Below are 23,657 nucleotides of genomic sequence, written 5' to 3' on the forward strand. Positions count from 1 at the left end.
CCCCACATGTGGTCCCGGAAGTGGCGCTTGATCTCCCCGACGACGGTCGGCACGGCGAAGCTGGCGAACGCGCTGCCGCGCTCGGGCTCGTACCGCTTGACGGCCTTCACCAGGCCGAGCATCGCCACCTGCCGCAGGTCATCCGCCAGCTCACCGCGGTTGCGGAACTGCCGCGCCAGCCGCTCCGCCATCGGCATCCAGGCACGGACGACGTCCTGCCGCAGCGCCTCCTTCTCCGGGCCCTCGGGCAGCGCGGCGATGCGCTCGAACTGGGCGGAGGTGTCGGGAGCGTCATCGTGCGAGTGCTTGCTTCGTGTGCGTACGGCAGTCATGCGCCGGTCTCTCCCCTCATGCGTGGGCGGCGTGGGAGAGATCTGACCGCTCTGGGGTGCCGGACAGAGCACACCCCGGAGCAGCCGAACCGCTCCCGTGGGCGTGCCTCCGTTCCGAAGCACATTCAGGCGCCTGCCCCCGGCGGTCACCCGCAAACAACCTCCGCCCGCGGTCCGTACGGGGGTATCGAGGCGCGGGTGCGCCACATGATTCGATGGACACCTGTTTCCGGGAGGTCCAGGACGATCCATGATCCGACGCATACTCGCCGCCGCCGTGAGCCTGGCCGCGCTGCTCACCGTCCCCTCGGCCGCGCCCACGGTGTCGCGCCCCTTGACGGTGTCCACCGACAAGGGCGAGGTCGCGGGGGCCGCCACGGGCGGGGTCGGCCGGTACCTCGGCATTCCGTACGCCGCGCCACCCGTCGGCGACCGGCGCTGGCAGCCGCCGTCGCCCGCCGCCGAGTGGCCGGGTGTCCGGTCGGCGGACCGCCCCGGCGCGCGCTGCGTCCAGACGGCCACCGGTGACGGCCCGGGCACGAGTGAGGACTGCCTGTACCTCAACGTCTACGCCCCCGAGCGGCGCACGCAGCGTCCGCTGCCGGTCCTGTTCTGGATTCACGGTGGCGGCTTCATGAGCGGTGCGGGCGACCTCTACGACGGCTCGCTGCTCGCGCGGACCAACAACATCGTGGTCGTCACCATCAACTACCGGCTCGGCGTGTTCGGCTTCCTCGACCTGCCCGGGCTGAGCGCGCGCGGCGCGGGCAACTACGGTCTGCTCGACCAGATGGCGGCGCTGCGCTGGACCCAGCGGAACATCGGCGCGTTCGGCGGGGACCCCGGCCGGGTGACGCTCTCCGGCGAGTCGGCCGGTGGCCAGTCCGTGTGTTCCCTGCTGGCCTCGCCCCCGGCCCGCGGTCTGTTCGACCGCGCCATCATCCAGAGCGGAGGGTGTCCGAGCCTCACGCCCGCGCAGGCCAGGGCGCGCGGCAGGAGCGTTGCCACCGCCGCCGGTTGCCGCGATTCCGCGACCGCCGTGTCCTGTCTGCGGGCCAAGCGGCCGGACGACGTGCTCGCCGCCGGGCGCGAGTTCGGTGGCATCCTGAACGGCCCCCTGCCCGTGTCCGGCGTCCCCGAACTGCCGGTCGCGCCGGGTCTCGCGGTGCGCTCCGGCCGGTTCGCCGACGTCCCCCTCCTCATCGGCACCAACCGCGATGAGATACGCAAGTGGACACCCCCGTTCGCGAACGCGACCAAGGCGCAGTACGAGCGGGTGATCCGGCAGCACTACGGTCCGCACGCCGGCGGGGTGCTCACCCGCTACCCGTACGGCGCACGCCCCGGCCGGTACAACGCGGCGTACGCCCTCAGCGCGGTGTGGACCGACAGCAGCGTCTTCTACGGGATGGGCGGCTGCCAATACCAACGCCTCGCGGGCCGTTTCGCGTCCCAGCAGCCCAAGACGTACTTCTACGAATTCGGCGACCGCGACACGCCCTCCCCCGGCCCCGTTCCCCCGGGCTTCGCGGCGGGCGCGAGCCACGCCACCGAACTCGCCTACCTGTGGCCCAGCATGGCCCAGAAGCCCCTCACACCGGAGCAGCGGAAACTGTCGCGGACGATGGTGCGCCACTGGGGCGCGTTCGTACGCGACGCGGACCCCACGGCGCGGGGGCAGGCGGCGTGGCCGCCGTACCGCGGCGGCCGCCTGATGTCGCTGCTGCCGGGCGACAGCAGCAAGACCGTCAGCTCGAAGGCGTACGCGGCACAACACCAGTGCTCCTTCTGGAACGGGATCGGCTACGACTGGCTGACCACCGACCCGGCCCACCTCGCGGGCGCGCTGCGCGACCGCGGCACGTCCTAGGGTGGGTTCCGTGGAGCTTCTGCACCTGCGTTACTTCGCCGCCGTCGCCCAGGAACTGAACTTCTCCACCGCGGCGCGCAAACTGCACATGGCGGCGTCCCCGCTGAGCCGGCGGATCAAGGATCTCGAGGAGGAACTGGGACACCGGCTGTTCGACCGCGACACCCACCATGTGAGGCTCACCCCGGCGGGCAGCGCGCTGCTGCCGATCGCGCGCGGTGTCCTGGAGCAGGTCGACTCCATCAAGTGGCGGCTGGACGAGACGACCCGGCCGCAGCGGACCACCGTGCTGCTCGGCGTACCCACCGGCATCCACCCGGACCTGCGGACGCGTATCGACGCCCTCGCCGAGCGGGTCCGCGACCGGTTCGAGATCAAACGGTGGCCGGGCTCCACCGACCGCCTGGTCGACGCGGTGTGCGACGGCAGACTGGCGCTGACCCTGGCCCGGCTTCCGGTCGGCGGCGACCCGGCGCTGGAGCAGCTGCCGGTGATGTCGGAACGGCTCGGCGCGGTCGTGCCCCGGGACGGGTTCCCCGGGCGGGAGTCGGTCGCGCTGGCGGAACTGGCCGACCTCGCCTACGCGGGTTCTCCCGTGGCGGTGGCCCACGCGTACTTCCGCGGACTCGATCAGCAACTGTCGGATCTCGGCCTCAAGAAGCGCATCAAACTGAGCAGCGCGACCTTCGACGGGGTTTCCGAAATAGTGTCGAGTGGTCTGGCATTTTCCATTTCCATGCTGGACCCGAGAAGCCCTCTGCAGAATTATCGACTCGACAATGTCACCGTCCTCCCCTTTTCTGATTTCCACCCCCGCCTGGAGACCGGACTGATCTGGCGCCAGGACCGCGCCGACGGCGGTGACCTGGAAGAAGTCGCGTCCGCTGCCCGCGACATATTCGCCGAGCCACTCCACACCTGAATTCCGGAAAGCGGTATGACCACTGTGGTCACACCGCTTTTCGCAACATGATCATTCCGTCTTCACCCCTCCCTTGCTAATTTAGTTTCCAGATACATACACAGCAGCGGAGCAAGGAGTGAAGGCACAACGATGACGGACATCACGGATACCATCGCCGGTCCCCTGGAAGGCGTGCGCGTGATCGACCTCTCGACCGTGGTGATGGGCCCCTACGCGGCCCAGATCCTCGGGGACCTGGGCGCCGACGTGATCAAGATCGAGTCGCCCGCCGACACCGTGCGGGTGGGCCCCTACCGCACCACGCCGGGCATGACCGCGCTGAACCTCAACGTCAATCGCAACAAGCGCAGCGTGACCCTCAACCTCAAGGACGAGACGGAGCGGGAACGGGCGCTCGAACTGATCGACACCGCTGACGTGCTGATCACGAACATGCGGCCCGGCGCGCTGACCCGCCTGGGCCTGTCCTACGACGACATCGCCTCCCGTCATCCGCGGCTCGTCTACGCGCACGCGCAGGGCTTCCGCGGCGACTCGGACCGGGCCGGGAACGCCGCCTACGACGAGACCGTGCAGGCCGCCTCCGGCCTGGTCGACATCGCCGACCGGGCCCTGGGCGAGCCCGTCTACCTGCCCACCATCATCGGCGACAAGGTCTCCTCGCTGACCATCGCCTACAGCGTGCTCGCCGCCCTGCTGCACCGGGACCGGACCGGCCGGGGCCAGCTCGTCGAGATCCCGATGACGGACACGCTGATCGCGTTCAACCTGGTCGAGCACCTGGCGGGCCACACCTACGAGCCCGAGATGGGCCCCACCGGTTTCCACCTGTCGATGGCCAACGGGCACAAGGCGGTGCGCACCAAGGACGGTCTGGCTTGCGTGATCCCGTACAACCCGCGCAACTACCGGGACTTCTTCGCGGCCGCCGGGCGCCCGGACCTCGCCGAGGACCCGCGGGTGTGCGGCGAGGAGATCGACCGGGCCGACTACGAGGGCCTGGCCGCGCTGATCGACGCCTGCGCCCCGGCGCTGACCACCGCGGAATGGACCGAGGTGTGCGCCAAGCACAGCATTCCGATGGCTCCGGTGCTGGAACTGGACCGCGCCCACGAGGATCCGTACGTCCGGGACGGCCACCTGCTGGACACCGTCGAGCACCCGACCGAGGGCACCCTCCGCACCATCGGTATCCCGACGCGCTTCTCCGCCACTCCCGGCTCGATCCGCCGGCTGGCGCCGGTCGCGGGCCAGGACACCGAGGACGTGTTCGCCGAGTTCGACGCCACGCGCTGAGCGCCGCCGCCACGCGCTGACGCCGCCGTCCCGCACACCACCGCTCTCCGAGGACACCCATGAGCACTTCCCCAGCACACCCCGTACGCACCGAACGGATCGGCTCCACCCTGCTGATCACCCTCGACCGCCCCGAGGCCCGCAACGCCGTGAACGCGGCGGTCGCCACCGGCCTGACCGGCGCACTGGACGAACTGGAGGCCGACCCCGCGCTCCGGGCCGGTGTCCTGACCGGCGCGGGAGGTTCGTTCAGCGCCGGGATGGACCTCAAGGCGGCGATGCGGGGCGAGTCGCCCGAGGTCGAGGGCCGCGGGTTCGGCGGCCTGACCGAGGCCGACCGGGAGAAGCCCCTGATCGCCGCCGTGGAGGGCTGGGCCATGGGCGGCGGGTTCGAACTGGCCCTGGCCTGCGATCTGATCGTCACTGCCGAGGAGGCCCGGTTCGGCCTGCCCGAGGTCAAGCGCGGGTTGATCGCCGCGGGCGGCGGTGTGATCCGCCTGCCCCAGCGGATCCCGTACCACCTGGCCATGGAGCTGCTGCTGACCGGCGAGCCGGTCGATGGCCGCCGCGCCGCCGAACTGGGCCTGGCCAATCGGGTCACCGCCGCCGGACAGGCCGTCGCGGAGGCGCTCCGGCTCGCCGACCAGCTCGGCGACAACGCCCCGCTCGCGCTGGCAGCCGTCAAGCGCGTCGTCCGCGCGGCGGACGGCGCGTCCGACGCCGACGCCTTCGCCTTCCAGCGGGGGGAGATGGCGGCGCTGATGGCCTCGGCCGACGTCCGCGAAGGCATGACCGCCTTCGCCGAACGCCGCGCCGCACAGTGGACGGGGCGGTGAGGCACGACATGATCCACGACCACTTCCGAGGGAGGAGTACCGAGATGACCACCCCCGCGCAGCCGTCGGCCGTCGGGCCGATCGCGGACGAACTGGCCGCCGACTTCTACCACTACGAGTCGCTGCTGCCGGACGAGGAGCGCAAGATCCTCCTCGGGGCGCGCGCCCTCCTGCGCGACCACGTCAGGCCGCTGGTGAACGAGAACTGGGCCAGGGGCGAGTTCCCCAGGGAGCTGATCACCCTGTTCCGTGACAGCGGCCTCGCGGGCCTGCCCTACGAGGGCTACGGCGCCCACCGCCCCGCCGTCAGCAACCTCCTGAGCGGCATGCTGGCGATGGAGATGGCCCGCACCGACGCCTCGGTGTCCACCTTCTTCGGCGTCCACAACGGCCTGGCGATGTACTCCATCCACTCGGGCGGCGACCAGGAACAGCGCGACCGCTGGCTCCCGGAGATGGCCGCGATGGACAAGATCGGCGCGTTCGCCATGACCGAACCGCTCGGCGGCTCCGACGTCGCGGGCGGCATGCGCACCACCGCCCGGCGCGAAGGCGACACGTGGGTCCTGAACGGCGCCAAGAAGTGGATCGGCAACGCCACGTTCGCCGACTACGTCGTGGTGTGGGCCCGGGACGTCGACGACAACCACGTCAAGGGCTTCGTCGTCGAGAAGGACATGCCCGGGTTCAGCCCGGCGAAGATCGAGAACAAGCTCGCCTTCCGGATCGTGGAGAACGCCGAGATCACCCTGACCGACGTCCGGGTGCCGGAGGCCAACCGGCTGCAGAACATCAACTCCTTCCGGGACGTCGCCGAGATCCTGCGCGCCACCCGTGGCGGAGTGGCGTGGCAGGCGCTGGGTGTGATGGCCGGTGCATACGAACTGGCGCTGGGCTACGCCCGGGAGCGCCACCAGTTCGGCCGTCCGATCGGTGGCTTCCAGCTCGTGCAGGACCTGCTGGTCAAGAGCCTGGGCAACGTCACCGCCTCCTGGGGCATGCTGGCGCAGCTCGCCCGGATGCAGGACGCCGGTATCTTCCACGACGAGCACTCCGCCCTGGCCAAGGCGTTCGTCACCTCCCGGATGCGGGAGGTCGTGGCCTGGGGCCGGGAGATCTTCGGTGGCAACGGCATCCTCCTGGAGCACGACATCGCCCGGTTCTTCGCCGACGCCGAGGCCATCTACTCCTTCGAGGGCACCCGTGAGATGAACACCCTGATCGTCGGGAAGTCGATCACTGGCCAGAGCGCCTTCGTGTGAGTCCGTAGTCCTCGTCAGCGGAGCCGGTCGACGCGGCGCTCGTCCCACACCGGCTCCGCTGTCTCGCGGATGACACCGTCCGAGCCGAAGACCAGGAAGCGGTCGAAGGAGCGCGCGAACCAGCGGTCGTGGGTGACGGCGAGCACCGTGCCGTCGTACGCCTCCAAGCCCTCCTGCAGCGCTTCCGCCGACTCCAGGTCCAGGTTGTCGGTCGGCTCGTCCAGCAGCAGCGTGGTCGTCCCGGCCAGTTCGAGCAGCAGGATCTGGAAACGGGCCTGCTGGCCGCCCGAGAGCCGGTCGAAGAGCTGGTCACCCTGGCGTTCCATCTCATAGCGCCGCAGGGCGCTCATCGCCCGGCCCCGGTCCCGGGCGTGGTCGGTCCACAGGATCTCGACGAGTGTGCGGCCGGTCAGCTCGGGGCGGGCATGGGTCTGCGCGAAGTGGCCGGGCACGACGCGCGCGCCCAGCTTCCACTCCCCCCGGTGGGCGACGTGCTCACCGGCCAGGAGCCGCAGGAAGTGGGACTTGCCCGACCCGTTGGACCCCAGAACGGCCACCCGCTCGCCGTAGAAGACCTCCAGGTCGAAGGGGCGCATCAGCCCTTCCAGCTCCAGCCCCCGGCAGGTCAGCGCCCGGACCCCGGTGCGTCCGCCCGCCAGCCGCATGGTGATGTCCTGCTTGCGCGGCGGCTCGGGGGGCGGGCCCGCCTCCTGGAACTTCCGCAGCCGGGTCTTCGCCGCCTGATAGCGCGACGCCATCTCATCGCTTCGCGCCGCGTACCGCTGCATGTCCAGCACCAGGCGCTTCAACTGGGTGTGTTTCTCGTCCCAGCGCCGACGCAGCTCCTCGAACCGTGCGAACCGCTCGTCGCGGGCCGTGTGGTACGTGGCGAAACCGCCGCCGTGGACCCATACGTCGCTGCCCGCCGGGCTGGGCTCGACACTGACGATCCGTTCGGCCGCGCGGGACAGCAGTTCCCGGTCGTGGCTGATGAACAGCACGGTCTTGGGTGTCTCCCGGAGCCGCTCCTCCAGCCACTGCTTGCCCGGCACGTCCAGGTAGTTGTCCGGCTCGTCGAGCAGCAGGACGTCGTCGGGGCCCCGCAGCAGGGCCTCCAGCACCAGTCGCTTCTGCTCGCCCCCGCTGAGCGTGCGCACCGCGCGCCACCGCGCCTTCTCGTACGGCACCCCGAGCGCCGCCGTGGTGCACATGTCCCAGAGCGTCTCCGCCTCGTAGCCACGCACCTCGGCCCAGTCGCTGAGCGCCTGGGCATAACCCATCTGGGCGGCCTCGTCGTCCCGCTCCATGATCGCGAGTTCCGCCTCGTCGACCGCGCGGGCGGCCTCCCGTACGGCGGGCCGCGCCACCGAGACCAGCAGGTCCCGCACGGTCCGCTCATCCCGGACGGAACCGACGAACTGCGGCATCACGCCCAGTGAGCCGCTGACGGTCACCGTCCCCTCATGGGGTTCCGCCTCGCGGGAGAGAAGCCGCAGCAGTGTGGTCTTCCCCGCCCCGTTCGGCCCCACCAGCGCGGCGACGGCGCCCTCACCCACCCGGAACGACACATCACCGAGCAGCAACCGCCCGTCCGGCAGGAAGTAGGCGAGATGCGCGGCCTCCAGATGTCCCATGACCCGGCATTCTCTTGTCACCGCGCCATGACCGGCAAGGCATTTCCTAGAGTCGGAGAGAGGCGACAACGCCCCCTTCAGGAGGAGAACCCATGCCCACGCCACAGACCCCGTTTCCGCTGGACGGGACTTTCCTCGCGGACCCGCACGCCTCTTGTGCCGCCTTACGCCGAACCGGTTCGGTGCACCGGGCCGTCGACCCCGACGGAGGCCCGCTCTTCCTGGTGACGCGATACCAGGATGTCCGCGCCGCCGCCGCGGATCGGCGGCTGTCGGTCAGCAAGCGGTATGCGCGGGCCGCCTGCGGCCATGTTCACTCGATGCCCGCCGAGTTGGACGCGCATCTGCTCAACAGCGACTCCGCCACCCACGCACGCCTGCGCCGCCTGGTGGGCACGGCGTTCACCCCTCGCCGTACGGAGAGCCTGCGGGACGCGGTGCGGCAGGCATCCGACCAGCTGCTGGACACGATGGCCTCGAAAGACCGCGCCGATGTCGTCGCGGATCTGGCCCATCCCTTGTCCATGACGGTGATCTGCGACCTGATGGGTGTTCCGTCCGACGACCGCCTGGACTTCCGGCGCTGGACGAACACCCTGCTGAGTTCCGAGCCCGGCGCCCCCCAACGCTCCCGCGAGGCCATGCGGGAGATGCACCGCTTCCTGGCACACCTCATCGACCGCAAACGCGTGGCGCCCAGGGACGATCTGCTGTCGGCCCTCATCGCGGCGCGCGACGAGGAAGAACGGCTGAGCGAGGACGAACTGGTGGCCATGGCCTTCCTCCTGCTCTTCGGCGGCTACGACAACACGGCGAGCCTGATCGCCACCAGCGTGCTGGCGCTGCTGACCCACCCACGGCACCTGATGGCCGTCCGTACCGGCGAGCTGGCCATGGACGCGGTGACGGAGGAGGTGTTGCGCTGGAATCCCCCGACCATGCTCGCCGTCCGGCGCTTCGCCACCGAGGACATCGAGATGGACGGCACCGCCATCCCGGCCGGTGAGCGCGTCTGGCTGTCCTGGGCGTCGGCCAACCGCGACCCCGACCGCTTCGCGGAACCGGACGCGTTCGACCCCCACCGCGAAGTGACCACGCACCTTTCCTTCGGGCACGGCCCCCACTTCTGCCCGGGCGCGGCCCTGGCCCGCATGGAGAACACCATCGCCGTGACATCCCTAGTGCGGCGTTTCCCGAGGCTCGCACTGCTCGGCTCCGTCGACGCCCTGCGGTGGACGGCATCCCTGCGCAGCCGCAGCCTGCGATCACTTCCCGTCTCCCTGTGAGGTGACGGCGACGGCCGAGTGCTCCGCTGGATCCCTGTTGCGGTTCCGCCGTCCCTCCACTTGAACGACCGCGCCGGGATTCACCGGTCCCGGGTCGTGGGTATGTGTTCCCGGAACGCCACGCACCGGGCACCGCATCCGCCCCGTCGCTCACTCCGCTCCACGTGTCACCGCCGTGCACCGCCGCCGTACGCCACGCCACGTCACGCCACGGAGGAGATGTCCCATGCGCCGTAGCTCCCGCCCTCTGGCCGCTGTGATCGCGTTCCTCACCTTCCTCGGGCTGCTGCTGCCCCTCGGCACCACCGCCACCGCCGCCGGGGCCGCACAGCCGGGCGGATCCGGGGTGCTGCCGTCCGTCGTCCCGCGTCCGCAGACGATGGCCCGGCTCGGCCCGGACGTCGCGGTGCCCGCAGCGGTGCGGGTGGTCTACGGCGACGGGGTGGACCAACCCACGCGCGACCTCGTCGCCTCCGTGCTGCGCCGCGCGGGGGCCCGGCACCTGCGGGGCGGCTCCGGGCCGGGGCTGACGGTGACCGTCGGGCGGATCTCCGACGCCCGGATCGCGAAGGCGCTGCGGGCCGCCGGGGGCCGGGTGCCCGGAGAACTGCGCGCGGAGGGGTACGCGCTCGCCGCGCGGGGCAGGGCGGTGGCGCTCGCGGGCGCGGACGCCGACGGGACGTACTACGCGGCGCAGACGCTGCGTCAGCTGGTCACCGGCAAGCGTGCGATCGCCTCCGTGTCCGTCGTGGATCACCCGCTGATGCCACTGCGCGGAGTGATCGAGGGATTCTACGGAAGCCCGTGGACCCACGCAGAGCGCATGGATCAGCTGGCGTTCTACGGGGACGTCAAGATGAACACGTACGTCTACGCGCCCAAGGACGACCCGTACCACCGGGAGAAGTGGCGCGAGCCGTACCCGGCCGACAAGCTCGCCCAGCTCGGTGAGCTGGTCCGGCAGGCCGCCGACCACCATGTGCGGTTCACCTTCGCCCTCTCCCCCGGCAACTCCCTCTGCTACAGCGATCCCGCCGAGTTCACGGCGCTCCAGGCCAAGTTGGGGGCGATGTACGACCTCGGGGTGCGCAGCTTCTCGGTGCCGCTGGACGACATCAGCTACACCCGGTGGAACTGTGCCGCCGACCGCACCGCCTACGGCGAACCCTCGCAGCGCGCCGCGGGCGCGGCGCAGGCCGATCTGCTGAACCGGGTGCAGAAGCAGTTCCTGGACGCGCGCGAGGGCACCGCGCCGCTCCAGATGGTGCCGACCGAATACGGCGACCTCGCCGACACCGCGTACAAGCAGACCCTGCGCGAGCGGCTGGACTCACGGGTCGAGGTCATGTGGACCGGGACCGATGTGGTGCCGCCGCGGATCACCGTGGCCGACGCCACGCGTGCCGCCACCGTCTGGGGGCGCAAGGTGTTCGTCTGGGACAACTACCCGGTCAACGACTACGGTCAGGCCGAGGGACGGCTGCTGCTCGCCCCGTACGACGCCCGTGAGTCCGGTCTGCACCAGCAGCTCTCCGGGCTGGTCCTCAACCCGATGAACCAGGCCGCCGCCAGCAAGGTCGCCCTCTTCGGCGGCGCGGACTTCGCCTGGAACGACACGGCGTACGACCCGGACCGCACCTGGCGGGCCGCCGCCGCGTACCTGGCCGGGAACGACGCGGACGCGGCCACCGTCTCCGCGCTGCTGGCCTTCTTCGACACCCAGCACCTCGCGCCCACCTTCGGCGACAAGCCCTGGCAGCCGCAGGCGCCCCAACTGGCCGCCCGGATGGCCCAGTTCCGTACCGACTGGAACGCCGGACGGCAGCGGGCGGCGCTGGACGCCCTGCGCCCCTCCGCGACACTGCTGGCCACCGCACCGGCCACCATCAGGGCGGACGTGGCCGACCGTGGTTTCGTGGCGGACAGCGCGCCGTGGCTGGACGCGCTGACGCTGTGGGGCCGCGCCTTCGCACGCACCCTGGACGCGCTGGGCGCCCGGCTCGACGGCGACACCGGGCAGGCCGAGCGGTGGTTCGCCGAGGCGTCGTCGCTGGCCCAGCAGGCCGGGCGGATCCGTACGATCCCGGGCGAGACCCGCCCCGAGGGCCCGGTCCGCGTCGCCGACGGAGTCCTCGACACCTTCCTGGCGGCCGCGCCCGGCCTCGGCGGAACGGGCACCCGGGCGACATCCTCTACGGCTGGCTAGTTGCCGCGTCAGTCAAGGTTTACCCGGTAGCGAGACGGCCTGGTGCGGTCAGCCGCAAGGCGCCGGATCGGCCTCGTAGTGGGCCTACTCGGTCGATTCGGCAACGCCGCAGATGGCCGTGCCAGGGCGGTGAGCGGGGTGAACCTTGGCTGACGCGGCACTAGCTGACCGGGGGCGCGCCCGCCCACTGGTGCAGAGCGGCTTCGAGACCGGTACCGGCCGCGGTGTCGGTGGCCCAGGCGACCACCCCGTCCGGGCGTACCAACACCCCGGCCGGGGCCGCGTGGTTGTCGGTCACGCCGCTGACCCGCCCGGCCCAGGCCGCGGCGAGGCGGGCGAACGCGCCGTCCGGCGTACGGTCGAGCAGCAGGAACCCGCCGCCGTGACCGTGGTCGACCAGCCGGGAGCCGTCCGCCAGCCACAGGTCGGGGGCGAACCGTCCGACCAGCGGATGGTCGCCCGGCAGATCGATGCGCTGCGTGACACCGGAGATCTTCTTGACCGCGTGGGTCGCGCCCGCTCGCGTGTTCAGCAAGTCGCCGACGACCTCCCGGAGCGCGGCCGATGTGGCGTCCCCGCGCATCACCCCGATCTGGGCCCGCGTCCAGTCCAGCACCCAGGCGCCGAGGGGACGGCGCTCGGTGTCGTAGGTGTCGAGCAGCCCTTCGGGTGCCCATCCGGCGACCACGGCACCGAGCTTCCAGCCGAGGTTCATCGCGTCGCCCACCCCGAGGTTGAGCCCCTGGCCGCCGAACGGCGAGTGCACATGCGCGGCGTCTCCGGCCAGCAGCACCCGCCCCGACCGGTAGGTCGCGGCCTGGCGGGCGTTGTCGGTCCAGCGGGTCGCGGCGCCGCGCAGCGCGGTCAGTGTGACGTCGGTGCCCGAGACCCGGCGCAGGCTGCTCTGCACGTCCTCCAGGGTGACCGGTGCCGATCGGTCGGCGGGACCGCCGTCGAACTCCACGGTGACCACCCGCCCGGGCTGTGGCCCGTAGCGGTACGCCCCCCGCGTCGACCACACCCATCCGTCGTCGAGCAGCGAAGGGTCGGCGATGTCGGCGACCGCCAGGTGTCCGGTGAGTTCGGGACCGGTGCCGGGGAAGTCGATGCCCGCGAGGCGGCGCACGACGCTGTGCCCGCCGTCGCACCCGACCAGCCACCCGGTGTGCGTCGTCCCGGCGGACGTGCCGACGAGCACGCCGTCGCCGGTGGCGTCGAGCGCGGTGACCTCGACGCCGCGACGCACCGGTACGCCGAGCCGTGCGAGATGGCCGGTCAGCAGCTGCTCCAGCTCACGCTGCGGCACCATCCGCGCTCCGGCGACCGCGGCGTGCGCGGCGAGGTCGGGATCGGACCAGTCCACGAGGTCGGCGTCGAGGATCAAGCCCGCGAAGTGTCCGGTGAAGCGCGGCTCGGGCACTCGCCGACCGCCACCGGGCGGTTGGTCGTCGGCCCCGCGAGCGAACGACCCCACCCGCTCGAGCGTCTCTCGCTGCACCTGCTCGGCGGCGGTCAGCAGGCCACGGCGGTCGAGGGCCTCGGCCGTCGGCACGTTGACCCCGCCCGCCTTCATCGACTCGTCCGGCTCGGTCCGTCGCTCGAGTACGCGCACTCTCGCCCCGGAGAGCGCCAGCTCCGCGGCGAGCACGAGGCCCACCGGCCCGGCTCCGACCACGGTCACATCCACATCCTGGTTCGCTTTCACGAACAGTGTTCTATGTACGAACAGCGTTCGTGTCAAGGTAGGGTGGCCGGGTGAACCCGAGAGAGCGACGCGCGGCACGCCACCAGCCGCCGACCCCCGAGGCCGGAGCCGACCCCAGGCCACGGCGCCGCAAGGCCAAGGCGCCGATCACCGTGGAGCAGGTCGTGGACACCGCGCTGGACGTCATCGCCACGGAGGGCTACGAGGCGCTGACCATGCGCCGACTGGCCGGGGCGCTCGACACCGGACCCGCCTCGCTCTACGCCCACGTGGTCAACAAGGCCGACCTCGACGAGCTGCTCATCGGGCGGCTGTGCGCCGAGCTGAACCTGCCCGAGCCCGACCCTGCGGCCTGGCGGGAGCAGCTCCGCGACGTGTGCGCGCAGATCCGCGACCAGTACCTGAAATACCCCGGAATCTCCCGCGCCGCGCTCGCCATGGCCCCCACCGACCGGGAAACCCTGCGCGTCAGCGAGGCAATGCTGGCGATCCTGCTCGCGGGCGATGTCGCCCCGCAGGCCGCCGCCTGGGCCATCGACGCCCTCCTGCTGTACGTGGCCGCCTACTGCCTGGAGACATCGATCGCGCGCCAGCGATCGGCACACGACGACGCCGCTTGGGTCGTCGACCGCGACGAACTGCTGCGCCGGTTCGCCGCCCTGCCCGCCGAGACCTTCCCCCACACCACCCGCCACGCCGCCGAGCTGACCGCGGGCGAGGGCCACGACCGGTTCGACTTCACCCTCGCCCTGATGATCGGCGGCCTCGCACACCGCCGCTAGCCGCGAACCCGGGGCCGGGCCGCGGCGGTCCGGATCCGGTCCGCCACACCGGAATCGGCGCGTCCGATAGCGTCCACCCATGGCCATGCAACTGCTGCCCCTCGGCGACGCCCTCCTGGACCGCGTGATCGAACTCGCGACCCTGCCCTGGAGCCGACAGGCGTACGAGGACGCCTTCGCACGCAACGGCTGGTGTGCCGGCGAGGACCCCGACGAGCCGGGCGTGGGCTGGGAAGAGCCCTGGTGGATCAGCGGCGAGGAAGGGGTGGACGACTGGTGGCTGTTGCTCGGTGAGGCCCCCGGATGCCGCCGCGATCCGGACCCCACCGTGGTCTGCGACCACCCCGACTGCCGGACGGGCTGCTTCGTCGAGCACCCCTTCGCGTACTTCACCGATCCGGTGGACGCCGAGGAATGGGACAACGAGTTCGGCCCCTTCCACAGCCGACGGGACGTGAACCCAGAGGCCACGGCCGAGGACTTCGAGGCCCAGTACCAGCGGGTATCCGAGCTGCTCCGCGCCCGTCTGGGCGCCCCGCTGCCCGAGGGCATGCAGCGGCTCCCCGACGACGAGGAGGCCGTGCACACGTACCTGATGTGGGAGCGGGGCGACTCCTGGGTGGTCCTGCTCATAGCCGAGGACCTGATCACCTACGGCGCCTACGACCGCGCGGCCATCCAGGTGCGCCCCCGAACCTGACCCCGCCACCGGTGGTCTCTGTCGCCATCTTCGGTGTCGTGGCCACACGTCGAGCTGCGTAGGCTGCCGCCATGGGACTGGACCTCACCGTGCTCATGGCCGACTGGGAACGGCTCCGCGCGTTCCCCGTCGAAGACCGCGTCAAGGCACTGGACGACGCTATGTGGCCGACCGGTCCCGACGACGACCACGACGGCACGCACAGCACGTACAGCACGGCCGACGGCTGGGTCTGGCCACCGGAACAGGACCCGGCGTGGTGCGCCGAGTACCGCTTCTTCAGCACCACCGGCACCTACGCGTGGCATAGCCGCGCAGGCGATGCGTGGGACGACATGCGGCCGCTCGCCGAGGCGTCGCTGCGCGAGGTGATGGACCACTTCCTGAACGGCCTGATCTGGGACGAGGACCCGGACGAGGACCCCACGCTGACCGGCGGCGGGGGCTTCTTCCCGCCCGCCACCGATCGCTGGCGGCGCGACCTGCTCCTCGTCTGCCCGCCAGAGGGGACGCGCGCCAAGGCCCACGCCTGGGAGCGGGCGGCGCCGCACCTGGAGAAGCTGCGCGGCCCCTTCGCCGCTGAGTGCGAGGGCTGGGCCGGACGCCCGGACACCTTCGAGGAGTTCAGCGCCCTCATCCGCGAATGGGGCGACGTAGTGACGGAGACCGCCCGCCACGACTGGGGCCTGATCGGCCTGCCGTTCTGAGCCCGCGATCAGCCGTGGCCCGCCGGGTTCCGGTACGCGGACAGCAGGTCGTCCGTGAGGCGGGCGGCAACCTCGGGGACGTGGGCGCGTAGGTAGTGGTGGCCGCCGGGGAAGTGGTGGACGCGGGTGTCGGCCGTCGTGTGCGTGCTCCACTCGTGCAGTGTCCCGGGGTCGACCATCGGGTCGTCGGAGCCGCCGAAGACGCTCAGTCGCGCGCGCAGCGGGGGGCATGGCTGCCGGGTGTGTTGCAGCAGGGCCACCGCGTCCGCGAGGAATGGGGTGTAGACGGTGCGGGTGAGCGCGTCGTCGGTGGGCTCCTCCCAGCCCATGATCTCGGTGATGGCGGCGATCCCGGAACCGAGGTTGCGCGCGATGTGGTCGCCGAGGCCGCCGCGGTTCGGCGGCGGGACGGCGGACAGCGCGAGCAGGCCCGGTTCGGTGTGCGCCACCGCGCGGAGCCGGTGGGTGGCCTCGTAGGCGAGCAGCGCTCCGAAGCTGTGGCCGAAGACGGCGTGGAAACCGTCGGCGGGTGGCCGGTGGCCGAGGTCCGTGGCGATGGCCTCCGCGATGCCGGTGGCGGCCCAGTCGACATCGGTGATCGACGGTTCCGCGGTGCGGGTGCCGCGGCCCGGCAGGTCGACGGCGACCAGGTCGAAGAGTTCGGAGAACGCGGCGGCCCAGGGCAGGAAGAACTCGGACCCGGTGCCGGACGGCGGCACGCAGTACACCCGGATCCGCGCGGTCTGCCGGTCGGTGAGCCGGTTGAGCCGTGGGGTGGGGAACGGCGGGGGCGAGGTCATGCGGCGCCCCTCCTGACCCTCCCGAGCAGGCGTGGGGCGAGCTGTCGGACACCGGCGGCGGTGGCCAGCTCCATCGTCGGGACGACGCAGTCCAGCCTGCGCTGCAGTACGGAACTCAGCTCGGCCGCCATCAGCGACTCCAGGCCGAGCTGGTCGAGCCGGGTGTCCGGGTCGATCCGCTCCGGGGTGGTCTGCAATACCGTGGCCAGCGCCGAGACCAGGACCTCGGTGACGATGTCCAGCGCCTCCGGCTCGGCCGCCGAACGCAGCAGCTCCGGAATGTTCCGGTCGGTGTCATGGAGATCGGCGTCCGGCGCGGGCAGCAGGTCGGTGAAGCGGGGGGCGGCGACGGCGGGGAGGAGCTTCGCGGTCTGCGCCCAGTCCGTGTTCCCCACCATGATGACGTCCACATCGGGATCGGTGATCAGCTCGCCGAGAGCGCGGGTGGCGGTCGTGGAGTCGAGTTCGCCGAAACCGGCTTGCCGCATGGTGTCGGCCATGCCCGCCCGGTCGGCGTAGCCGGTGTCCGAGATGGCGCACCACTGCACGGCGAGTGCGGGCAGCCCCGCGGCCCGGCGTTGCCGGATGATCGCCTCACCCGCCAGGTTGCCCGCGGCGTAGGTGCTCTGGCGGAGGTTTCCGGCGAGGGCGGAGATGGAGCTGTAGAAGACGAAGAAGTCGAGTGGCCGGTCACGGGTGAGCCGGTCCAGGTGTGCCGTCCCGTCGAGTTTCGGGGTCACCACCGCGCGGGTGCGCTCATCGTCCAGCTCCACGGCGGTGGCGTCGTCGAGGACGTCGTCGAGCACCATGGCGGCGTTGATGACGCCCCGCAGCGGATGGCCGGTGGCATCGATGGCGGCCACCAGCTCCCGGGTGGCCACGGGGTCGGTGATATCGGTGGCGTAGGCGGTCCCCCGCGCCCCCTCCTCGGCGAGGCGGGCGAGCGACGCGGCGGCCTCCGGGTGGGTGGCGCCGCCGCGGGAGGCCAGCGCCAGGTGGCGCGCCCCGCACCGGGCCAGCCAGACGGCGGTGGCCGCGCCGAAACCGCCCAGTCCGCCGGTGACGAGGTACGTGGCCTCCGGGTCCAGGGCCATGGGCGGCCGCGGAACCCGTACGGGGACCGGCTCGGCGGGGTCGAGCGTGATGACGATCTTGCCGATGTGCCGGGAGTCCCGCAGGAGCGCCATGGCGTCGGCGATCTGGTGCGCCGGGTAGGTGAGATGCGGCAGCGGCCGGTACACCCCGGACGCCACGCGCTCGGCCAGTTCGGCGATCATCTCCCCGGCCACTGGTCCGTCGTCCTGGAGCAGACTGGTGAGGTCGACCCCGAAGAAGGAGAGGTCACGGGAGAAGGGCCGCAGGGCGAGCGCGTTGTCCGCGAGGATGTCGCGCTTCCCCAGCTCGACGAAACGGCCGTGCGGGCGCAGCAACTCCATGCCACGGCCCAGCGCCTCCCCCGCCACCGAGTTGAGTACCACGTCCACTCCGCGGCCTCCGGTGATCTCGCGGACCTCATCGGCGAAGCCGAGTCCGCGCGAGTCCAGTACGTGTTCGTAGCCGAGCAGGCGCAGCAGTTGGCGTTTGGCCGGGGTCCCCGCGGTGGCGATGACGGTGGCCCCGGCGTGCTCGGCGTACCGCAGAGCGGCCAGGCCCACGCCACCGGCGGCACCGTGGACGAGGATCGTCTCGCCCTGGCGGAGCCGGGCCAGGTAGTCGAGGCCGTAGTGCACGGTGGCGAAGACCGTCGGGATGGTCGCCGCCTCGGTGAACGGCATGCCGTCGGGGATCGGAACGGTGAGCCGGGCGCGGCAGCGCACGTGCGTGGTGAGGCTGCCGGATTGCGCGACCATCACCCGGTCGCCCACGGCCCGTTCGGCCACACCGGCACCGACGCGGGTCACCACTCCGGCGCATTCGAGGCCCAGCAGCGGAGTTCCGGTGTCCGGTGTCTCGGCCATGGGTGGCACCAGTCCCCGGGAGACCATGATGTCGGCGTAGTTGAGCGCCGCCGCCCGCACCTCGATGACCACCTCTCCGGGGCCTGGCGCCGGCTCGGCCACCGCCGTCCAGGCCGGTCCGTCGTCCGCCACGGCCAGGGCGAAGGGGCGGACTGCGCGGGTGGCGGGCGTGCGCTGGGTGATCCGCGGTACGAAGCGCCCGCCCCCAGTGAGCACGACCTCGTCTTCCTCGGTGTCGGCGAGCAGCTCCGTGCAGACGTCCGCCGCGGTCGCGCCGGGGGCCACCGTAATCCTGCGGACCCTCAACAGAGGGTTTTCGCTGGTCAGGGTGCGGGCCTGGGCCCAGGCGGCGGCCGGGGCGGGGCGTTCGGGGACCGCGGTGTGCGCACCGGGCGTCAGCACCCAGGCGCGCACCTCACGGCTCTCGGGCAGCGCCTGGCAGGCGGTGACCATGGCCCTGAGGATCGCCGCTTGCCGGACCACCAGGCCGACGTCGTCCTCGCCGGTGACCTCGCTGTCCTCGCCGAGCATGACCAGGATTCCGGTGCTCTCGTCGGTGTCGTTCAGCGCGGCGCCCCATCGCGCGGGGTCCCCCGAGGCGTCGGCGTGGCTCACCGAGCACCCCAGGTCGCGCAGCCGCGCCGCGACGGACGCGGGCAGATCGTCGAGGCCGTCCGTCGCCACCAGGAAGTGGCCGGGCGAGGCGATCTCGGGTGGCGGCGCGGGCTGTTCGCGTTCGCCCCGGTCGGCGAAGAGCACCGAGCAGATGGGCTCCTCACCGAGCTGTACGACATCGGCGAACCCGGCGGATCGCAGCACCTCGGGCCACTGCTCACGAGCGAGCAGCGTGTCCTCGCGCAGGTCCGTGTCGGTGAACTCGGCCGCCGAGGTGAGCAGTCCGTAGCAGGGGGCGAAGAGGTCGTTGTCGTGAAACTCTGCGGCGAGCAACCGCCCGCCGCTGTCCAGGAGTTCGGCGACATGGCCGAGGGCCCGGCGCACATCGGTGGTGGCGTGCAGGACGTTGGCGGCGATCACCAGGTCGAAGGAGGCGGCGGTGAAGCCCTGTTCGGCGGGGTCCCGGTCCAGGTCCAGCGTCCGGTAGTCGAGGAACCGGTGGTCGGCGAACCGGTGGCGGGCGCGGGGGAAGAACGCGCTGGAGATGTCCGTGTAGACGTACGTGGCGCGGTCGGCGGGCAGCCGGGGCAGCAGCCAGGCGGTGGTGGACCCGGTACCGGCGCCGACCTCCAGGATCCGCAGCGGCCGGTCCTCCGGCCACGCCTCGACCAGCTCGGTGAGGAGTTCTCTGGCCGTCCGGTTCAGGTACTGGTGTGCCAGGGAGGTCATGTAGTGCAGTTCGGCGAGGCGCTCGGTGTCCGAGAACAGCAACCGCACCGGATCCACGTCTCCGGTGAGCAGACCGGCCAGTTGCGGACCGCACCGCGCGTACAGAAGCAGCTCCGGCGCCATGCCGGGGAAGTCCCGCAGCAGGTCGGCCAGGAGCCGGTCGGGTTCCGGGGTCCGGTCGAGCACACCTTCCCGTACGGCGAGCGCCCGCAGCTTCTCGTACAGCGGCCTGTTGACCGGCCGCGCGCCCTTCGCCTCCAGTTCGGCGAGCGCGGCCGTCACGAAGTGACCGGTCAGGTGGGTGACGCGGCGGACGAAGGCGTGGGGGTCGTAGTGCCGGAACGCCTCGGTCAGGGCCGCCACTTCGTCTGCCCGCGCGGCGGCGAGCGCCGCGGCCGTCGGCAGCCCGGCCGGGCCGGTGGAGCCGGGAAGCGGGGCGGCCTGGAGGGCGCTGACGACGCGGCCGACACCGCTCGCCGCGCCCTTGTTCCGGCGTACCCGGACACCGTGCAGCTCCATGGCCACGGTGCCGTCCGGATCCATGACGGTGATGTCCACCACCGCCTCGCGCAGCGACAGGTCGCGCGCCCGGATCAGTGCCACGCCCCGGTCGGCGGGGGTCCGCCAGAACCTGACCCGCTCCAGCACGGCGGGCAGGAACTGGTGGACCTGCCCGTTCTCGGCGTGCGGGAGCAGCGCCCCGATGGACTGCAGCGTGGCGTCGATCAGGGCCGGGTGGGCGAGGAACTCCCCCGCCCCCGAGGGGTTGGCGTAGTCGGCGAGCACCGTTTCATCGGCCACGGAGAGCCGCTGCACACCGCGGAACGCCTCCCCGTACGCCAGCTCGACCTGCCGCATCCGCGTGTAGTGCCGTTCCCCGGAGACCACGGTCCGTGCGGCCTCGCGGAGGGCGGCCACGTCCAGCGGCGCCGGTGGCCCGGTGGGCAGTCGGCGCACCCGTCCCCGCGCGTGTTCCTGCCAGTCCTCACCGCCCCGGCGGGAGGCCATCCGGGCCACCTCACCGGAGAGGGAGGTCTGCACGGTGACGTCCATGTCCGGGTCGTCCCACGGCAGGACGAGTGCCGTGCCGATGTCCAGGCCCGTGACCTCCACCGCCCCCTCGTGGCCGGTTCGGCGACCGGCCGCGAGCGCCATCTCCAGATACGCGGCGCCGGGCATCACCACCGCCCCGCTGACCCGGTGGTCGCCGATCCAGCCGTGCCGTGACGGCTCGACCGGCGTCTGCCAGGTGGGTTCCGCGCTGGGCAGCCGGTCGCCGAGCAGTGGGTGTCCCGACTCCTCCCCGGCGCCCGGTCCCGCCGACCACCAGCTGGGGTCGCCGTTGAGATGGTGTTCCCGCTGCCATGGGTAGGCGGGCAGCGGTACGACACGGCCGCGCACCGGGAACCAGGCGTCCCAGTCGACGTCGGCCCCGGCCGCGAGGACGGCCGCGCAGGTGGTCCGTACCGCGGCCGCACCGGCCGACTCGCGGGACAGCGAGCCGACCGTGGTCACCGGCCGGTCCGCGGTGGCGCACTGCCTGCGCAGATAGCCGAGCAGCACCGGACGGGGGCCGACCTCCACGATCGTGCCGCAGCCGTGCTCGGCCACCAGCGCATCGACGGCGGGGCCGAACAGCACCGGCTCGCGGATGTTGCGCCACCAGTATCCGGCGCCCAGCTCGGTGCCCGGCAGCGTGCCACCGGTGACGGTGGAGACGAACGCCGCGGTGCCGGAGCGCGACGCCAGCCCGGCCAGTCCGGTACGCAGACGGTCCCGGATCGGGTCCATCGACCGGCTGTGAAAGGCGTAATCCAGGTCCAGCTCCCGGAAGAACACACCGCGACGGAGCAACTCGTCGCCGAGCGCGGAGAGTTGTTCGGCCGACCCGGCCAGCGTCACATCGGTGGGGCTGTTCACCCCGGCCAGTTCCAGGTCCCGGTCGGCGATCAGCGCGGCGGCCTCGTCGGCGGAGAGCCCGACCGCCGCCATCCGTCCGCCACCCGCCGTGTCCGCCTGCGCGAGGCCGCGTTCGGCGATGACCCGGCAGGCGGCGGCCAGGTCCAGTGCCCCGCAGGCGTGTGCCGCCGCCACTTCGCCCACCGAATGGCCCGCCACCGCGGCGGGGCTGATGCCACGCTCCCGCAGCAGCGCGGTCAGCCCGATCTGCACCGCGAACAGCAGCGGCTGTGCGATCTCCGTCCGGTGCGGCTCCGGCTTCGCGGACCGCAGCTCCGCCAGCACCGACCAGCCCAGATGCCCGGCCAGTTCGGCGTCCACCTCGGTGACGGCCGCGCGGAACACCGGTTCGGCGTCCAGCAGTTCCGCGCCCATGCCAGCCCACTGGGCGCCGTTCCCGGAGTACACGAACGCCACCGGCCCCGGAGTCGCGGCCGCCGCCGCGCCCCCGCCCACGGGGGCGCCCTCGGCGATCGTCTCCAGCAGCGCGGCGGCCCCCTCGGCGCTGTCCGCCAGCACGGCGGCCCGTTCGCGGTGGTGTCCGCGCCGACGGCAGCTGGTGAAGGCGATGTCGTAGAACGCGTCGGTGGTGTCCCGGAGCCGGGCGGCGGTACGGGTGACCGCCTCGGTGAGCGCCTGCGGGGTGGCCGCCGAGACCACCACCGGCAGGGACGTCACCTCCGGCAGCGGGAGTACGGAGGGCACGGGGGGCGGGCCGAGGACGGCGTGGGCGTTGGCCCCGCCGAACCCGAACGAGTTGAGCGCCAGCGCCCCCGGGGCCAACGGCCGTGGCGCGGTCACCGGTTCCAGGCCCAGCGTGGCGAAGTCGATGGCGGGGTTGAGCGGTTCGGCGTGCAGCGACGCCGGGATCACCCCGTGGCGCAGCATCAGTACGCATTTCAGCAGCCCGGCCAGGCCCGCCCCGGACTCCAGGTGGCCGAGGTTCGACTTCACCGAGCCGATGGGCAGCGGAGTCTCCCGGCCCGCGCCGAGCGCGTGGCCCAGCGCCCGGCACTCGATCGGGTCGCCCGCCTGCGTACCGGTTCCGTGGGCCTCCACGTAGGACACGTCCTCGGGGCGCACCCCGGCGCGGTGGTGCACCTGGCGCATCAGCTGCTCCTGGGCCTGTGCGCTGGGCAGCGAGAGCCCGGGTGTGCGTCCGTCCGCGCCCGTTCCGGTGCCGAGGACCACGGCGTGCACGGTGTCCCCGTCCGCCCTGGCATCGGCGAGGCGCTTGAGCACCACCACCCCGCCGCCCTCGGCGCGCACGTATCCGTCGGCGTCCGCGGAGAAGGAACGGCAACGGCCGCTCCGGGAGAGCATGGACGCCTTCGAGAACCCGATGAAGTCCCCCGGGCTCAGCAGGAGGTTGATCCCGCACGCGAGGGCCACCGCGCCGTTTCCCTCACGCAGTTGCGCACAGGCCTGGTGCAGGGCGACCAGGGACGAGGAACAGGCGGTGTCCACCGCCATGGACGCCCCGCGCAGGTCGAACAGGTGCGAGATGCGGTTGGCGGTGTTGCAGAGCGCGGCCCCCGCCATCGTGTACGCCGTGATCGCCTCGGGGCGGGCGTACTGCAGCTGGCCGTAGTTGGCGTTGCTCACCCCGACGTAGACCCCGGAGTCCGATCCGGCGAGTGTTCCCGGATCGATACCCGCGTCGTCGAGGGCTTCCCTGGCCATCTCCAGCAACAGCCGCTGCTGCGGGTCCATCCGGCTCGCCTCGCGGGGCGACAGCCCGAAGAACGCGGCGTCGAACCCGGCGATGTCCTCCAGAAATCCGCCCGCGGCCGAGTACGCCTTGCCGGGCCGTCGTGGATCGGTGTCCACGAACCGGCGGGTGTCGAACCGGTCAGCCGGTATCTCACCGACCAGATCGCGCCCGGCCGCGAGCGCGGCCCACAGCTCCTCGGGCGCCGTGACGCCACCCGGCAACCGGCAGCTGAGCCCGACGATGGCGATATCGCCGGACTGCTCTTCCCGGGTGAACGAGGTGTGCGAGATGGGCGGTGTGGGCTGCGTGGAGGTCGTCTTACGTGCCATCACTGCCGATCC

General features: G+C 72.1%; 15 protein-coding genes. 10 read left to right on the forward strand and 5 right to left on the reverse strand.

Annotated elements, in window-relative coordinates; genetic code table 11:
• A partial coding sequence (locus ACZ6CL_RS34925; protein WP_468943448.1) for a sigma-70 family RNA polymerase sigma factor occupies positions 1–332 on the reverse strand: 332 nt, incomplete at its 3' end.
• A 250-nt stretch (positions 333–582) separates the two neighbouring features.
• Between ACZ6CL_RS34925 and ACZ6CL_RS34930 the strand changes: the two genes are divergently transcribed.
• The 5 genes from ACZ6CL_RS34930 (at position 583) to ACZ6CL_RS34950 (ending at position 6,521) form a co-directional block, all read left to right on the forward strand.
• Positions 583–2,202, forward strand: coding sequence for a carboxylesterase/lipase family protein (locus ACZ6CL_RS34930; RefSeq protein WP_468943449.1), 1,620 nt, complete (start codon positions 583–585; stop codon positions 2,200–2,202).
• Positions 2,203–2,212: 10 nt separating this feature from the next.
• A complete protein-coding gene (locus ACZ6CL_RS34935) occupies positions 2,213–3,124 on the forward strand; it encodes a LysR family transcriptional regulator (RefSeq protein ID WP_468943452.1) in 912 nt (303 codons plus the stop codon).
• A 132-nt stretch (positions 3,125–3,256) separates the two neighbouring features.
• Entirely contained in the window at positions 3,257–4,423 is a 1,167-nt protein-coding gene (locus ACZ6CL_RS34940) for a CaiB/BaiF CoA transferase family protein (RefSeq protein ID WP_468943454.1), read from the forward strand.
• 59 nt (positions 4,424–4,482) lie between these two features.
• Positions 4,483–5,259 carry a crotonase/enoyl-CoA hydratase family protein gene (locus ACZ6CL_RS34945; RefSeq protein ID WP_468943456.1) on the forward strand — a complete coding sequence of 259 codons (777 nt, stop codon included), beginning with the start codon at positions 4,483–4,485 and terminating at the stop codon, positions 5,257–5,259.
• A gap of 44 nt (positions 5,260–5,303) precedes the next feature.
• The gene (locus ACZ6CL_RS34950; protein ID WP_468943459.1) at positions 5,304–6,521 is read left to right on the forward strand and encodes an acyl-CoA dehydrogenase family protein; all 1,218 of its coding nucleotides are present in this window, start codon (positions 5,304–5,306) and stop codon (positions 6,519–6,521) included.
• A 14-nt stretch (positions 6,522–6,535) separates the two neighbouring features.
• On the opposite strand, the gene ACZ6CL_RS34955 is transcribed toward ACZ6CL_RS34950, so the two are convergent.
• Positions 6,536–8,155: an ABC-F family ATP-binding cassette domain-containing protein gene (locus ACZ6CL_RS34955; RefSeq protein WP_468943462.1), complete on the reverse strand. Its 1,620-nt coding sequence runs from the start codon at positions 8,153–8,155 to the stop codon at positions 6,536–6,538.
• A gap of 92 nt (positions 8,156–8,247) precedes the next feature.
• Between ACZ6CL_RS34955 and ACZ6CL_RS34960 the strand changes: the two genes are divergently transcribed.
• Both ACZ6CL_RS34960 and ACZ6CL_RS34965 read left to right on the forward strand, forming a co-directional pair.
• Positions 8,248–9,441: a cytochrome P450 family protein gene (locus ACZ6CL_RS34960; RefSeq protein ID WP_468943465.1), complete on the forward strand. Its 1,194-nt coding sequence runs from the start codon at positions 8,248–8,250 to the stop codon at positions 9,439–9,441.
• A 226-nt stretch (positions 9,442–9,667) separates the two neighbouring features.
• The gene (locus tag ACZ6CL_RS34965) at positions 9,668–11,647 is read left to right on the forward strand and encodes a beta-N-acetylhexosaminidase family protein (protein WP_468943467.1); all 1,980 of its coding nucleotides are present in this window, start codon (positions 9,668–9,670) and stop codon (positions 11,645–11,647) included.
• A gap of 160 nt (positions 11,648–11,807) precedes the next feature.
• On the opposite strand, the gene ACZ6CL_RS34970 is transcribed toward ACZ6CL_RS34965, so the two are convergent.
• The gene (locus ACZ6CL_RS34970) at positions 11,808–13,352 is read right to left on the reverse strand and encodes an FAD-dependent oxidoreductase (protein WP_468943470.1); all 1,545 of its coding nucleotides are present in this window, start codon (positions 13,350–13,352) and stop codon (positions 11,808–11,810) included.
• Positions 13,353–13,402: 50 nt separating this feature from the next.
• Between ACZ6CL_RS34970 and ACZ6CL_RS34975 the strand changes: the two genes are divergently transcribed.
• From ACZ6CL_RS34975 to ACZ6CL_RS34985, 3 genes are all read left to right on the forward strand, one after another.
• Positions 13,403–14,134 (forward strand): TetR/AcrR family transcriptional regulator, encoded by a 732-nt coding sequence (locus ACZ6CL_RS34975; protein WP_468943471.1) that lies wholly within the window; start codon positions 13,403–13,405, stop codon positions 14,132–14,134.
• A 79-nt stretch (positions 14,135–14,213) separates the two neighbouring features.
• Complete coding sequence (locus tag ACZ6CL_RS34980; protein ID WP_468943473.1) at positions 14,214–14,834, forward strand: hypothetical protein; 621 nt, start codon at positions 14,214–14,216, stop codon at positions 14,832–14,834.
• A 71-nt stretch (positions 14,835–14,905) separates the two neighbouring features.
• Positions 14,906–15,541 (forward strand): hypothetical protein, encoded by a 636-nt coding sequence (locus ACZ6CL_RS34985; protein ID WP_468943474.1) that lies wholly within the window; start codon positions 14,906–14,908, stop codon positions 15,539–15,541.
• 8 nt (positions 15,542–15,549) lie between these two features.
• Here ACZ6CL_RS34985 and ACZ6CL_RS34990 read toward each other — a convergent pair whose 3' ends face one another.
• Positions 15,550–16,341, reverse strand: a complete 792-nt coding sequence (locus ACZ6CL_RS34990) for a thioesterase II family protein (protein WP_468943476.1) — start codon at positions 16,339–16,341, stop codon at positions 15,550–15,552.
• On the reverse strand, positions 16,338–23,645 hold the full coding sequence (locus tag ACZ6CL_RS34995) for an SDR family NAD(P)-dependent oxidoreductase (RefSeq protein ID WP_468943479.1): 7,308 nt from the start codon (positions 23,643–23,645) through the stop codon (positions 16,338–16,340). Before ACZ6CL_RS34995 ends, ACZ6CL_RS34990 begins: the two co-directional genes overlap by 4 nt.
• Between the last annotated feature and the right edge of the window lie 12 nt (positions 23,646–23,657).

It is taken from the genome of Streptomyces sp. NPDC041200, from assembly GCF_055591805.1.

Bases quoted from the DNA above. Each gene is read 5' to 3' on its own strand.
- ACZ6CL_RS34930 (WP_468943449.1), top strand. From the start codon at position 583: ATGATCCGACGCATACTCGCCGCCGCCGTGAGCCTGGCCGCGCTGCTC.
- ACZ6CL_RS34940 (WP_468943454.1), top strand. From the start codon at position 3,257: ATGACGGACATCACGGATACCATCGCCGGTCCCCTGGAAGGCGTGCGC.
- ACZ6CL_RS34945 (WP_468943456.1), top strand. From the start codon at position 4,483: ATGAGCACTTCCCCAGCACACCCCGTACGCACCGAACGGATCGGCTCC.
- ACZ6CL_RS34950 (WP_468943459.1), top strand. From the start codon at position 5,304: ATGACCACCCCCGCGCAGCCGTCGGCCGTCGGGCCGATCGCGGACGAA.
- ACZ6CL_RS34955 (WP_468943462.1), bottom strand. From the start codon at position 8,155: ATGGGACATCTGGAGGCCGCGCATCTCGCCTACTTCCTGCCGGACGGG.
- ACZ6CL_RS34960 (WP_468943465.1), top strand. From the start codon at position 8,248: ATGCCCACGCCACAGACCCCGTTTCCGCTGGACGGGACTTTCCTCGCG.
- ACZ6CL_RS34965 (WP_468943467.1), top strand. From the start codon at position 9,668: ATGCGCCGTAGCTCCCGCCCTCTGGCCGCTGTGATCGCGTTCCTCACC.
- ACZ6CL_RS34980 (WP_468943473.1), top strand. From the start codon at position 14,214: ATGGCCATGCAACTGCTGCCCCTCGGCGACGCCCTCCTGGACCGCGTG.
- ACZ6CL_RS34985 (WP_468943474.1), top strand. From the start codon at position 14,906: ATGGGACTGGACCTCACCGTGCTCATGGCCGACTGGGAACGGCTCCGC.
- ACZ6CL_RS34990 (WP_468943476.1), bottom strand. From the start codon at position 16,341: ATGACCTCGCCCCCGCCGTTCCCCACCCCACGGCTCAACCGGCTCACC.
- ACZ6CL_RS34995 (WP_468943479.1), bottom strand. From the start codon at position 23,645: ATGGCACGTAAGACGACCTCCACGCAGCCCACACCGCCCATCTCGCAC.